Source organism: Bradyrhizobium sp. 45 (assembly GCF_023073155.1).
GTDB classification, from domain to species: domain Bacteria; phylum Pseudomonadota; class Alphaproteobacteria; order Rhizobiales; family Xanthobacteraceae; genus Bradyrhizobium; species Bradyrhizobium canariense_D.
On sequence record NZ_JADPIX010000023.1, the window covers coordinates 1 to 13430 of the forward strand.

Here is a 13430-nt window from a genome sequence, read left to right on the forward strand (position 1 = left end):
GCCTTCAAATCATCCGGCCACTGCTTACGGCCTGCGCCGGCGTACACTTCGATACGCTGTGTCAATGGTCGTCTTATGTCGTCCGAATGGTCGTCCATTGTGAGCACCCTTGCAGAAGATGACTCTTCTAACGGTGCTCCCAAGATTGCGCACAGACATTCTAAAGGGCCGCGGCGCTACGCTTACTCTTCATACGTGGTCACTGTCGGTTGAGGAACAATTCTATTTGTTTTGGCCGGCGTTTCTCCTCCTGGTCGGCCGTATCAGCCAAAAAGTCCTGCTGATAGCTTTATTGATCGTCGTGTTCGGATCCTTCGCCGCTTGCTTCCACCTGACCTATGGCAAGCAGGCTTGGGCATTCTATCTGGCGCCCCCTCGAGGGTGGGAGTTTGGATTAGGAGCCCTGATCGCAACAAGGCCGTTCGAGGACTGGATGAGGCAGCCTGGCTCGAGTCGGCTGATCGTTGGATGGTTGTCCTTTGCGGTTCTTATCCTATCATTCTTTGCTATCGACGGGTTCATGCCGTTCCCGGGCGTAGTTGCAATGGTTCCAGTGTTCGCCACAGCGCTGTTGCTGCTTACGGGAGACGATCCTGCTGGACCGTCCGCTTTGCTTAGGATGCGTCCATTTCAATTCTTCGGTGCCCGATCCTATGCCATTTACCTTTGGCATTGGCCGATTGCAGTGCTTGGTACGGTACTTGTTGGCGGTACGGCGCTGGCCCATTGCCTTTTTTTTGCGATGACAGTCGTTCTCTCCTCGCTCAGCTTCGCTTGGCTCGAACGCCCGATCAGATCTAGTTATTGGCTGGCACAACGATCTGTACGGTCAATTGCCATGGGCGGTGCTCTTACGCTAATCGCCACAGTTGCCGGCGTCCTTTCATTCACGATTGCACAATACGTTACGAATGCTGCGCAAGCGGCCATAGTTGCCTCAACGTCCAAGTTTTCACTTGCGAGTGAGAGCGGTTGTCTAGCCGGGTTCACGACACCGAAGCCAATTCGTTGCGTGTTCGGCCCATCGAACTATACGAAGACAATCGTTCTGCTAGGAGATTCTCACGCCGATCAATGGACAACCGCGCTTGCAGCTATTGCCGAACAGAAGGGATGGCGGCTTATCACTTATTTAAGGGCCTCCTGTCCTGTCGCTGATATTCCCATCTCCAAGGTTTACAGTTTGCGACTTCGTCGTCTTTCGACCCAGTGCGCAAGCTGGCGCGAGCAGGCGATCGCTAAGATCAAAAATCAAGATACCCCCGACGCGATCCTGCTGGCGCAGTTTTCGAGCGGGAACGTCAAGGGCCCATTCACCAATCTGGGACCTCACGCGGTGAGCGTAGAGACGTGGGAGCGTGGATTATTCAGAGCGCTCAAGGAGCTTGAGCCACTCGGCGTCAAGCTAATCGTGCTCCGCGACAATCCCACTCCTTACCATCCCGTCGGGAATTGTCTCGCTCGGGCGGAATGGCGCGGCCTTCCATTTAGCACGTGTAGCCGTAGTCTATCGCTCACCATAAGTGATGAAGTTTTCGAAGCTGAGCAACGTGTCGTCTCGTCCATCAACAACGCGCGCATGATCGACCTAACATCGTCAATTTGCACAGACTTGGTGTGTCCGGCTATTCGTGACGGCATCGTGGTTTATAGGGACGCAAATCATCTCACGGTCGATTTTACACTGCTTCTTAAGGATCGTCTCGCGGCAGATCTGACAGCTGCCCTCTGACGATCAAATCTAGCTGAAGACCTTAGCCGGAGCGTCGGGGATCGATCGAAGGCCAGCCGATGCTACTATAGAAAGGGCCCTGCCTGATCTCTTGCAGACCGGAGAGCCACCCGCCCTGTTTAACATCGAGACCCCGCGGCCAAGACGGAGGCAGTCAAGCTTATCGACATGGTCACCTCCAATTCGTGGGCTGAGGTGGCGGCTTCTTATCTCCGCACGCGAGAAGCCCATGGAGAACATGAACTTGCAAAGGCCGAGCTGAAGAAGCTCGTTCCGGAGGATGCGAAGGAGGCTGTCGGCCATGGCATCGAAGTCAGGCGCGATTAGCTTCGAAGTCCAGGCGGTAGAGGGCACCCATGCACCAGTCCAGTGAACGCATTGGCGCGATCGCAGCCGCATTGGCTCATTGGCTAAGGCTCAGGCCGAACTCATCAATCCTGAGAAGACTCTTGAAGCGACCATCCGATCGCCATTTCCGCGGGAGGAAGACAGGACCTTCCGATAAGCATCGCTCGCTTCCGGGCTGGATATCGTTCGCAAAACACTCAGTCAGCACGAAATCGCCACCATCCAGACCACCCGGCTCGAGCACGTTACTGGGCAGATCCACCTGACCACCCTGCTCGCCCCTTGCTCTTCGCGAGGGCGGCGAAGGGTTGCTTGCATGGGCCAAGAGCAGCTTGCCCCTCAAGAACACTTTACTCGAGGTTGACACCCGCGTTCTTGAGGCCGCCTACCAAAAGAGGTTCGAGGAAACCGCGCTTCCCGACATCTATTTAGATGACGAGCGGCCCGTGTCAGCGGTCGGTTGGCCCCACATGAGGAATCCCCTTCAGAGACATCCGGCGACGTTCACGCGCCCGCTAACCCCTCTCCCGGAGAGCAGGTCGGTTTCGCCTTCCCAAAAGAGCCGCCTCGGAGATGAAGCAAGGATCACCTGGCCTTCATCCGCAGCCAGGGTTGTCTGATCTGCCAGAAGAGCCCCGCTGATGCGCATCACGTGAAATTTTCTCAACCACGAACCTTGGGGCGCAAAGTCAGCGACAAGTTCACGGTCCCGCTTTGCCGATCACACCACCAATCCCTGCACCGGCAGGGCGACGAAAGAGCCTGGTGGACCAATCTCCAAATTTCACCCCTGCAGATCGCCAGGGAACTTTGGGATGCCAGCCCCGTCCATCTGACGAACGGAGCAAACGTCGCTGCACCGACATCACACCCGCTATCTGAGGCGCGACCCCAATGAATGGTCCTGTCAGCCTACCTCAACCGCACTCGGCGAGCATCTTGCCATCTCAGTTCCAGGCGCTGTGTCCTCCGCCTCAACTTTTGCCCGGAGAGAACATCGACCACTATCATGCGGTGCAGGCCGCGATCTTCGGCGACATCGAGCCCCAATCTGCTATCGAATGGCTGCTCGCCATGGACATCGCTGAACTCTCCTGGGAGGTGCAACGCTACCGGATTCTGCGGCATAGGCTCCTGAAAACATATCGCCAAAAGGCAATTGAGATAACGCTTCGTCGAGTCGACGTGGCGGGCATCGCCCCGGACTTCCAGGATGCAGCCGAACTTTACACCATCAAAAAAACCTGGACTGGCAACTGGACGCTTCTGCTGCACTCGATATCCAAGCTCAACTTCGATCTTACGGTTTCGATCAATATGCTATTAGCATGGAGGCCTACGTTCAGGTCCGCGAGTTCCTCTCGCTCTTTGAATCACTCTTGAACGGAGCACAGCTTAGACGCCTCTTGTTGCTCAAGGAGATCAACAACCTCCGAGAGTCGGACATGGCGTGCCCTCCCAATGTTGCTAGCCGTAAAGGCAAAAGGGCTTCTAATGGGGGCTGAAGTCATATAGCGGATTGTCGCGTTCCTCGGTGAGAGCCACAGCAGTTGAAACGAACCCGAGCAATGTCCGCGCAATACGCAAAAAACAACTTGGAGCAAGCTAACCCGCAACTGGCATTACTGTTAGCGGCCTGGAATGCCCCATTTGACTGTTACTCTTCCAGCTGGCTGCGCAAAGCGTCACGCTCCTCGAGCAATTCTCGGAGGCGCTGAGCATTGTCCGATTGCGTCTCCTGCCACTCGATGCGGTCCTCTGCAGTCCATAGGTAAGACTCGCGATCGAACCGATCCTTCTCTGCCTTGTCAAACTCCATGTACAGCTTGATATCTCGCTCCACTTGGTCGAGTGTGGCCCGGAGAGCTCTTGGCATCAGCCGTTCCCTCGGATCAACCTCAGCCCACGCTTGATCTTCGACGCAATCGGCTCGACGGTCAAAAACGGCGTTCACGGATGATAGGTCCATCTTGCTAAAAGTCGTTTCGGTGACAGATGTTCTCGCGTTGGCTTGATTCGCTGTACGACTCTGCGGGACTCGTGCGCGAGCGGCGCCTATTCCGCGGACCTGAAGCGCCGTTAATCCAAGCTTGCTTTTTAACCCGGCCCGCCGAATTTACGCGATCTCGGATATTCATGGCTGCTCGCATTTGCTGCAGCCCATGCTGCGGGTCATCGACGCCGACTTGGCCCACAGTCGGCCACGCTATGCGATCGAGGTGTTCATGGGCGACTATGTCGATCGCGGCCCCGACACGCGCGCCACCCTTGACCTCTTGGTCGAACGAAGCCGTCGGGGAAACTCGATTTTTCTCAAGGGAAACCACGAGGCATTTTTAGTGAGGGTTTTCGAAGACCCTTCGTTGTTCGAAGATTGGCTTCGCATCGGTGGCGCCCAGACACTCATGTCCTATGGACTCGCGCCGCCAGACCTGAAGCGCGACGACCCAGCGTCGATCATGCGCGATTTGATCCGCGCTATGCCGGGTGAGCATCTGGAGTTCCTGGACGAACTACGGCTTAGCTTTACCTGTGGAGATTTTTTCTTCGTCCACGCCGGCGTTCGCCCGGGTGCCCCCTTGGCAGAGCAAAGCGAAAGCGACCTGCTTTGGATTCGCGAAGAGTTCCTTCAGAGTGAGGAGCAGTTCGGCAAATATATCGTTCATGGTCACACGTCGGTGCGCACCGCCGAAGTTCCGGCAAACCGGGTCAACATCGATACGGGCGCCTACGCGACGGGCAATCTGACTCTCATGAGCATCCAAGGCAGCCGGATGCTCGCGGTATGACTAGCCCGGATATGACGAGGCCTGGGAATGTCTGCCGATTCGTCGGGGAGAATGTTCCTGAAGCCAATGGAATGCCTCGGCGGTCACGAGCTAAGAGCATCACCTAGTTGAGCACGAGCGGCACTTCCCGTCCTGCTCGCGTGTCGGCCATCCAGTTGCGCCAGGCCCGCTCATGCTTGGCGTATAGCTCCAGCCATCGTTGTCCCGGCTTGTTCTGATCGAAGCGAAGGCCAGGGCCGAGGGGCGCGTCGGGCTTGTCCAACGTCTCGAACTCGATGGTTTCCGCGATCGTCAAACCGAAAAGGACACGCTGTCCTGTACCGTCCACGATGGGCCGTCGCGGTGCGTCCCTCATCGGCTGGGTCATGTCATGTGTCGCCTATGGTCGTGAGAACAGAGGTGTCGCTCGCACGCGGGACGAGGCCTAAAAGGCACGTCGGACGTGTCCGGATGCCGAATTGGGAGTCGATCGGGACGTTCTGCGCGAGGTGCCGGAGGGCTCGTTCGTCGTCGTGCGTTGCGGGTGCCGGGTACGCAGCGCATAGCCCAACGTGACGCCGGCGCAGAAGATCAAAGCGAAGACAAATGCAGAAGCCATCCGAGTCGTCCTGAAGAGTGCGGTGCTCATCAAGAGTGAGCAGTGTGTCGACATCATGATTCGTGATATTCTTGGTGACTCTCCTGGTGCCAAAAAAATTGTCCACGCCTGATCTTGTCCTGAGCAATAGCATCTGAGGTGTTGGCTCAGCGCTAGCGCGGTCTTTGGCCGGCCGCACCGATCCGGGGTCCCCTTCAAATCTGTTCTGTCCGAATAGTCCAGCTGGATTCGCGCACCTGAATAGCTGGATTTCGCAGCCGTTCTATGGAACGATGCGCTTGCAACCTTTTAGAGGCCGTCGCATTATTTCTCGCCCATTTCGAGAGGGATTGATCCAATGAACTTCCGCACCCTTGCTCCAACCATTGCTCTTTCTGTTCTTGGCCTTGCGTTGATAACGACCGCAGCTTCAGCCGCGGAGCTTGCACTGGCTCCTGCGCAGCATCGGTCGGCCTACGTCCGAACCGGTTACGTGTTTTGGGATAATGTCTACCCGCCTGCGATCTATGGCCCCAACCTTCGCTCTATCGAAGAAGTCGCGGTGCTCAAGGCGGAGGCGCGGCCCGTCTCGCAACGCTGGTGGGGGTATTGGTACGCTCGGTGAACGGCACGGCGTTTAGCGACCAGCCGCGTTCACCCATGAATCGCCGCAACACCGGGCAGCCGGTGGCGGCGATTTTGTTTGAGCTTGGCTGGCCGATCCAACCATGATCACTGCATGGGCGGCAGCATGAGGCTCAAATCAGCGGCGGCGAGCCTATGCTTTTTCGCAGGATACTGGCTGCAAGCGTATGCAGCGACCGCGGGTGAATGCGCCTTGCGGCCCGAGCGCTTCGTACTGCTTTCTGACACCGTGTATTGGGTTGTTTCAATCCCAGCCGGGACGGAGTGCCTGCAAGGCCTGCGCGGCAGAACTCAGCTTTTCGACGAAGTTAAACTGGCAGAGGCGCCCAGTGCCGGAAGTGTGACGACGCCCGTCATTTCGCTACCAAGCCCCCTCACGTCGAGGGACTGACCGGTTTCGAATTGCGGTGTCGGGCGAAAACCGCAGGCAGCGCGGATCCTCGGTCATTGCTGTCGAAGTGACCGTCAGATAGAGCCGTGCCGAGAAGCGCAAGCGGAGCCGGGGCCTTGTCGCTGCAATGGGCGGCTCGATAGAGCAATTGAGGCAGCGCCAGCCTCTGCCGCGTGAACTCGGTTCCGTCACGGAAGGCTCCTCACCGAAGGCTGCCGATTGCCGGCGAGCTTCGACTTGCCGTTGGGAACGCTGCTATTTCGCCTGCGCACCCCGGTCCCAGGGCCGCTTACCATCCGCGCCCCTGTCCCACGGGCGCGCGGTTGGGGCGTCCTTCTCCTGGGTGGCGGCCTGCGCACGATCGGCCTGAACCCGTTCGCGATCGGTCAATGGAGCCTTCGCAGCTGGCGGTTCGGGCTGCGCCAATGCCGGCGTCGCGATGAGCAGCATCGCCAAAATGAATTTTTTCATTCCCGCGTTTAACACACCGGCCGCAGGCTGTCCGATCTATTCGGAGCCCTCCAAAGTTCAAAGATCCGCCTAATCTCCTTAGCTCGAAGGAAAAGGCCCACAACGGTGGGCCTTTCGGTGAGAGCTGAGATGGATCGCTCTATTTCTGATCTTCGTTGCTGGTGCCTGATCCGGGGCTTCCGATCGGCAAACCATTAGCTGAATGACCAACCGCGGAGTTACGCTCGGCCTGCGCGGCGGCCGGCGTCTTTCCGTTCGCGGTTGGGGGTTGAACGTTCCGATTGTTCTGGCTGGGGTTGGGGCTGCTCGTGTTCCCGTTAGCGCCGGTGGTGGTGCCTTGAGTCCCTATGCCGGAAGGAGCCGAGGGGCCCGAGGTCGCGCTGCTCGACGAGGTGCCTGTCCCAGCACCAGAGCTTGCCGCCGAACCCGCGCCGCCGCCGGCTCCCCCACCCGAGCCGCCACCGCCGCCACCGCCTTGGGCGAACGCGGTCGACGAGAATGCTATGCAGGCAAGGGCAACGAACAGCGGTTTGCGGATCATGGATGCGTCTCCCTGCGCTTGAACAGCAATCACGACAGACGCAGGAAATTCCTTCGCTGCCGCGGTCCGAATTCCCTGCGAACAGGGAATTCTACAGGGAAAGCGCGCCTGCGGTGAGGCCGCTATCCCATGAAAATGCGAACATTTGCCTTGAAATTCGGTGCATCCGGGGCGCGATCCGCCAAATCCGAACAGGGAATTTATCGCTGGCGAACAGGGAATTTGCGTGCATACGGCTGGACGAAACAGGCGATGTGCGGGCTACGGATCCGTGCCGCATGCCGTGGCGCGAATAGCGCAAGCATCGCCTGTGGATCACCGCCAGTGCAGGGGGGCGTCTGCGCACGGCGAGGAATCGCGAACGGTGGCCGAATTTAACTGGCAGCAGGACCCTCCTAGCATTACAGTTGCAGTTTTTTGAGGTGGGCTTTGCGCGCGTTGGCCTGATGAGCCCTGCGCCAGGACGACCATGCGAGGATATAGGCGTGCGGGATGCGCCGCTGGGTTAGCTTGATGGCGATGCGCCGGATTTCTTGGAGCGACCAGCGGATCAAGAACGATGCTTCGGTCGAGGTTGCCGCGTTTTTTTGGGCGATGGCCCTGTGTTGGCCCGATGACGGATGACGGCCATCATGGCGAAGGCAAGCATGACGAGTGAGACATGGCGATGCCAGCCGTGCCAGGAGCGGGTTTCGTTGTGATCAAGGCCGAGTTCGTTCTTAGCGGTTTCGAAGCTGTCCTCGATAGCCCAGCGATGGCCTCCACCGACACCAGCTTCTGCATGGACGTGCCCTTGGGGCACCATGTCGAGAAGAAGGCCAAGCTGCCGTCGGCAATGTTGCGGCGGATCAGAAGACCCCGCGTCCATTCCCCGGCAAGGTCGTCGTTGTATTCACCGGCGTCAAGATCGGCCAACTCGAGATAGGCCCAGTCGTGCCAGCGCGGACCTTTGGTCCCTTCGCCGGACGTCAGGCGGCGCCAGGCCTTCTTGGGAAGGCTCTGCGCGATCGCGGAGGCGGTACCGGCGACAGGCTTCGGCTTGCCCCAAGAACGGAACACATGATTGGACGCAACCCCCAGAACATAGCCCTTGCCCGCCTTGCGCAGCAAGGTTTCGATCTCTCCCGTGCCATACACGCTGTCCGCGGCCACGAACGAGAACGGCACCTTTGCGGCGACCGCACGAGCGATCATGTGCCGCGCGATCTTGGGCTTCGTCGCAAAGCTGACATCGCTCGGGACATGCGCTGCCTTCAGGCGAGCGGGTTCGTCCGTCCATTCCTTTGGCAGATAGAGGGCCCGATCGATGAAGGCATGGCCATGCCGCGACACGTAGGCGGCGAACACTCCGATCTGGCAATTGGTGATCTTGCCCGCCGAGCCAGTGTACTGGCGCGCGACCCCGCACGAGGCCTTGCCCTGTTTCAAAAACCCGGTCTCATCGATGATCAGAACCGCGTCCTCATCGGCCAGCGTTTCCAGCGCGTACTCACGGACAATGTCGCGCAGCGCGTCGGCGTCCCACTGCCCCCGGCCCAGGATCGCTTGCTGGCGCCACGGGCCGGGATCGCCGGCCGCTTCCGCCCGCATCCAACCCGTCTTGCGCGGCTCGTTACCCAACAGTCCGTCGAGAAACTGCCCCGCCGCGGCCGCGACCCGCTCCTGCGTAAACAGCCGACGGATGCGTTGCTTGACATCTCGCAACGACGAAGCCCACAGCGTCAGCGTATCTTCGACCGACGCACCACCAATCATCAAATCCCGAATCATGGTCACCCATGGATTCAGAACCTTCAATCAAATGCAACTGTAATGCTAGGCTGTGTACTCATTGAGCAGCTGGCCGCGTTATGTCCGCACTTTCGGCAGAGCAACCTAAGCGTGCTGGCCTGGGCCTCCTGACGGACAACGCCCGCATGTCCGTTGAGGGCAAAAGCGTCGCTCTAGCGGACGGCGGCAAACTTCCGGCTTTACCCCAATCAACCGACGGATAATTGCACCGTGTCAACGGAAGCGCCGGGCCAAAAGACGTGCACGCCCCACACCGCCGAAGACGTCAGCTAGGAAGCCAAGAGCAAGCGCTGCCGGAACCATCACCGGTTGATCATCCCGCAGGGCCCCGCTCGCCGAGTCGCACAACGGGCGTGAATAGTATGATGTATGCAAGATCCTACTTGCGCGGCGAGACGCCGGCAGCGTCTCCGCAAATGTCCGTGCTTGATCTCGACTAATGGCTCTGTTTGGATAGTTGCCTTTCGGCAACTCATAATTCGGATAATCCTAGTGAATGAAATAGATGGACGCGGCCGTTCAGTGAGGGCTCTTTCACAAGAAAGCATCGGGACCGTCAACCGCACTGGCATCGGGAATCGGCTACTGGCAGCGCTGCCGCCAGCGGATCTCAGCTTGCTCACGCCCTACTTCCAGAAGATCTCGTTTGAGCCAGATGCGGTTCTGGTGCGCTCGGGCGATGAGATGGACCCGGTCTATTTTCCCCATAGCGGCGCAATCGCCTTCATGCTCGATATGCCGGACGGGCAAACGGTCGCAACCACCTTGATGGGACGGGAAGGCGCTTTGGCCTCTTTCTCCGTACTCGGCCCATCGCTTTCATCCGTGACCGCGATTGCACGCATCGCTGGCACAGCATCATTGATTTCCGCCGCCAAATTTCGGGATGCCTATGCGCAAAGCGCGGCCATCAGGAATGTCGTTCAGCTCCACGCCCGCGCGGTGTTATTGCAACTCCAGCACGTAGCCGCTTGCAACGCGCTGCACCGGGTGGATGGCCGCATGGCGCGGTGGCTTCTGCAGCTTCACGACCGCGTTCCCGATGACCTCCTTCCGGTGACGCAGGAGGCGCTTGCGCAATTGCTTGGGGTGCGGCGGACGACAGTGACTCTGACGATGAGCAAGCTGCGCGCGGCCGGCGCCGTCCCCTCCGACCGGCGCGGGTTTATCGAGATCGACCGGGTGCGGCTCGAGCGCGTTGTATGCGACTGCTATGCGCTCATGCAGCGCAAGATCGATCGGATGTATTGCCAGGAATTGTCGGCGCCCCAGCCTACCCGTGCGCCGTTCCGGGAAAGCGCCATCGTCTCGTCCGGCGGAGCGAGTGGTGAATCCAGAGCCGTTTCGCAGAAATAGAGACCATGCGATAGCCGCCTTCGGTCAGAAGCTGCCATTAGGTAGCAGGCCGGCGCAGGTCCGCAACGGGACATGAGCCGACTTCGCTCCAAGCAGCGATACTTGTCAGGCTCCTTAGCGGCCGTAGGGGAAGCAGCGGTGGCGATCGAGTGTGAGACCGAAATGCGCTCCTAGCGCAGCGATGGCCGCATCCTGCTCAGGATAAGGATCGGCATTGCATGCGGCAACGATGATGATCCGGAACCCGCCGCGATCCTTGCCACCCGGTGGCAGCATCGCTGTAGCCAGTGGATTACCCTCCCTGTCACGCAACGTGAGGAAAAGCGGCATCTCTCGCTGTACATGGGCCTCGAGGCCGATGTCGCGCTCGATCGCGTTGGGCTGCTCCGGACGCCAGGATTGGACTGCCTTCTCTCGCTCGCGGCAGAAATATTTCTCGACTGTGTGGCGCATCAGGCGCGACTCTTGCACCGCTTCACCTTCCGTTTCGATACGGAACCAAGTCTTACCCTTCGGCGTGTCGCAAACATACTGCATTTCGCCCATCCTGATCGCCGCAATTCTAGGGCGGCGGGCCCGCAAAGCCAGAATGTCATTCTCGTCGCGTTTCGATCTTTGCGTTTTTACACAGCCAGGGTCAATCGCGTCACTTTGGCCGCGTGCCGTTCTCTACCGGTCTACCCCTGTGAACGGATATCGTCAGACCGCCTCGGCATGTCTCAATGGGCCAACAGGCGACATGGTACCACCACAGCCGGCACTTGGCCGGGATCGATACTTCACGCCTTTTTGGTAAACCAAATCGTTGGAGCTTTCGCTACTCCCGCATTCTGCATGGCATTCTTCAATTCAGCACTCTCCGCGAAGGCTTGCGCAGCTTCAATCGTGGCAAACTCGTGAGTTACTGTGATGTCATTGGGATTTTCGACTGCTCGGTAGACAGCCTCGGCTGTTACGCCCTTCGTCTTCTGAACCGAAGCAAAATCGTCGTAAACTTTCCGCCAGGTCTTGTAGTCGGAAACCGTGTGTCTAACAAACATAGTCGTCATCAGATGTTCCTCCCAGACTGGTCGTAGCAATCTTTCCACGAACGCTTGAAACAGCACTTCCAGTCGCACCAGTATAATACCGGCCATCGCTTGGAGCTATTTCATTTCCGGGTCGCACTGATGGCATCGGACCCTTGCCCTTTGTCCGATAAAACTGAGGCGTGCTGCCACTTCGCTGATGGGCTAGCTCCGGGCGGTCTTGCGGGAGCAGCATCATCGCCTCCGCACTCGACGCCAATAGGTCGTGGCCGCGCACTTACTGCGACCCGCCACAGGACCAGTCAGTGACACTGACTTGCGTATTCAGTTGGTCGCAGTGTGAAGTTGCTGACGCCGGGTCCGAACTTCAGGCCTAAGCAAACTGAGGCATTATGCCTCTTGGGCGAAACACCCATTTCTAGGGCGCGTCCGTTCTCGTAGAATGTGGTCGCCCTTGAAGCGGGATGTGCCGAAGTCACCGTTCGGGCCGAACGAGCAGTACTAGCGCTGTCGGCAGGTACGCTAGCCTAAGAGACCGCCCCCCTTTTCGGTTTCACACCACGATTTCACATTCCACACGCGCGCAGCTTTTGCGGCGGCTTGTTGCAAGTAACCCAGGGAGAAAAGCGATGAGCAAGATCGATCGAAGGTCTGCATTGACATTCGGGTTGGCAGCGGCATCGGCGGCCATGATAAAGCCCGCCGCCGCTCAAACGACGGGCTACAAGGACACAACTCCGTGGCCAGGTGTGGTGGTGCGTGAGTATGATGGCGAGACACCATCGCTGATCCCGGGTTTTAAGACCGTCTCAATGCGCGACATCATCATGCAGCCGGGATCGAAGACCATGGGGCCTCCGATGATGAATGCCATGGTCTGCCATATCACCGAAGGAGAGCTTCGGCTTGAGCAGGACGAAAAGACCTTTATCGGCAAGAAGAATTTTGTCTGGACCTGCAACAAGGACACAAAGGAGCAGGCGTTCAATGATGGGAACGTGGTCGCGATTATGCGGATCACGGACCTAAAGGCTTAAGGTGCGTTTCTTCGCAAAAAAAAACGATTGTAGTTGGGAATGGCGCACGCGACGGCGCACCGATCGGGTCGGTTTGCCCTCTGACGTGACTTCCTGGTTGCGCCGAACTCTAGATATGTCGCTGCGCCAACCGACGCGAGACAAACGTCTAAGGGCTAGTTGGCGGACGATATGAAATCGACGAGCGCCGCGACAATTGGTCGGGGCGTCTCAATTCAAGACTACTGCAACATGAAGAGAGAGAGAGAGAGAGAGAGAGAGAGAGAGAGAGAGGGAGAGGGAGGCCGATGTCTGAATTGGGGTCACAAGCGGTCCTCGACCGGCCTGCTCCCGACAGGTCGGCTATGGGCCAGGAAGAGACATTTATCTCGCGCTGCGCGTCATGCGATCTGAGTCCGTCTCGCGCGCCGTTGCCCTTCTATGCCTCAGCGGTTGTGTGAAACCTCCGCGCGTTCATAAATCGTGAGTTGTGTTTGCCGTTGATCAGATCATGCTCTTCCAGTCGACTAGGTAAACGTGTGCCCGAATCGGACATCTAGTGCGCTGCCAGGCTCGCCGCTCGGCACGCAGTGACACGCAAGGTTCGAGCCGAGCTGACGCGGCTTTAAACGTATCAGTCAGCCAGCTTGACATCTTTTCGCGACAGGTCAGTGCCGCTGCTTGAACCCGCTGCCGCTGCTGCACTCCCCGCTGTGCCACTGCTCATCGAAGGGTAGGGCTCAGT

General features: G+C 58.5%; 13 protein-coding genes and 2 pseudogenes. 8 read left to right on the forward strand and 7 right to left on the reverse strand.

The genetic code is table 11. The features are described 5' to 3' along the window. Positions 1-118: 118 nt before the first annotated feature. The 3 genes and pseudogenes from IVB42_RS03495 to IVB42_RS03505 all read left to right on the forward strand — a co-directional run bounded on the left by IVB42_RS03495 (position 119) and on the right by IVB42_RS03505 (position 3463). Positions 119-1732 carry an acyltransferase family protein gene (locus IVB42_RS03495; protein ID WP_247469761.1) on the forward strand — a complete coding sequence of 538 codons (1614 nt, stop codon included), beginning with the start codon at positions 119-121 and terminating at the stop codon, positions 1730-1732. A gap of 91 nt (positions 1733-1823) precedes the next feature. Next, a pseudogene (locus tag IVB42_RS03500) lies at positions 1824-2105 on the forward strand (endonuclease); the annotation flags it as partial. Between the two features lie 869 nt (positions 2106-2974). After that, on the forward strand, positions 2975-3463 hold the full coding sequence (locus IVB42_RS03505; protein WP_247396594.1) for a hypothetical protein: 489 nt from the start codon (positions 2975-2977) through the stop codon (positions 3461-3463). Positions 3464-3737: 274 nt separating this feature from the next. Here the strand turns inward: IVB42_RS03505 and IVB42_RS03510 are convergent, their stop codons facing one another. Then, a complete protein-coding gene (locus tag IVB42_RS03510; protein ID WP_247396593.1) occupies positions 3738-4034 on the reverse strand; it encodes a hypothetical protein in 297 nt (98 codons plus the stop codon). Between the two features lie 136 nt (positions 4035-4170). Here IVB42_RS03510 and IVB42_RS03515 point away from each other — a divergent pair, with 136 nt between their 5' ends. Then, positions 4171-4869 (forward strand): metallophosphoesterase, encoded by a 699-nt coding sequence (locus IVB42_RS03515; protein ID WP_256467723.1) that lies wholly within the window; start codon positions 4171-4173, stop codon positions 4867-4869. A 103-nt stretch (positions 4870-4972) separates the two neighbouring features. Here the strand turns inward: IVB42_RS03515 and IVB42_RS03520 are convergent, their stop codons facing one another. Next, the gene (locus IVB42_RS03520) at positions 4973-5236 is read right to left on the reverse strand and encodes a hypothetical protein (protein WP_085383829.1); all 264 of its coding nucleotides are present in this window, start codon (positions 5234-5236) and stop codon (positions 4973-4975) included. Positions 5237-5420: 184 nt separating this feature from the next. On the opposite strand from IVB42_RS03520, the gene IVB42_RS03525 reads away from it, so the two are divergent. Continuing rightward, positions 5421-5579 (forward strand): hypothetical protein, encoded by a 159-nt coding sequence (locus tag IVB42_RS03525; protein WP_158091733.1) that lies wholly within the window; start codon positions 5421-5423, stop codon positions 5577-5579. 225 nt (positions 5580-5804) lie between these two features. Further along, entirely contained in the window at positions 5805-6071 is a 267-nt protein-coding gene (locus IVB42_RS03530) for a hypothetical protein (protein ID WP_247396591.1), read from the forward strand. A gap of 666 nt (positions 6072-6737) precedes the next feature. Here the strand turns inward: IVB42_RS03530 and IVB42_RS03535 are convergent. From IVB42_RS03535 to IVB42_RS03545, 3 genes and pseudogenes are all read right to left on the reverse strand, one after another. Next, positions 6738-6953, reverse strand: coding sequence for a hypothetical protein (locus IVB42_RS03535; protein ID WP_085383826.1), 216 nt, complete (start codon positions 6951-6953; stop codon positions 6738-6740). 942 nt (positions 6954-7895) lie between these two features. Beyond that, positions 7896-8048, reverse strand: coding sequence for a hypothetical protein (locus IVB42_RS03540; RefSeq protein ID WP_247361556.1), 153 nt, complete (start codon positions 8046-8048; stop codon positions 7896-7898). Further along, positions 8045-9264 (reverse strand): annotated as a pseudogene (locus IVB42_RS03545) (IS701 family transposase). The gene IVB42_RS03540 and the pseudogene IVB42_RS03545 overlap by 4 nt, the downstream one beginning before the upstream one ends. Before the next feature lie 543 nt (positions 9265-9807). Here IVB42_RS03545 and IVB42_RS03550 point away from each other — a divergent pair. Then, entirely contained in the window at positions 9808-10641 is an 834-nt protein-coding gene (locus IVB42_RS03550) for a Crp/Fnr family transcriptional regulator (RefSeq protein ID WP_085383824.1), read from the forward strand. Positions 10642-10755: 114 nt separating this feature from the next. Here IVB42_RS03550 and IVB42_RS03555 read toward each other — a convergent pair whose 3' ends face one another. Together IVB42_RS03555 and IVB42_RS03560 are read right to left on the reverse strand one after the other, a co-directional pair. Further along, complete coding sequence (locus IVB42_RS03555; RefSeq protein WP_018460247.1) at positions 10756-11187, reverse strand: hypothetical protein; 432 nt, start codon at positions 11185-11187, stop codon at positions 10756-10758. A gap of 233 nt (positions 11188-11420) precedes the next feature. Further along, a complete protein-coding gene (locus tag IVB42_RS03560; RefSeq protein ID WP_026233982.1) occupies positions 11421-11690 on the reverse strand; it encodes a cyclase in 270 nt (89 codons plus the stop codon). A 608-nt stretch (positions 11691-12298) separates the two neighbouring features. Between IVB42_RS03560 and IVB42_RS03565 the strand changes: the two genes are divergently transcribed. Beyond that, entirely contained in the window at positions 12299-12706 is a 408-nt protein-coding gene (locus IVB42_RS03565) for a hypothetical protein (RefSeq protein ID WP_247399519.1), read from the forward strand. Positions 12707-13430: the final 724 nt, after the last annotated feature.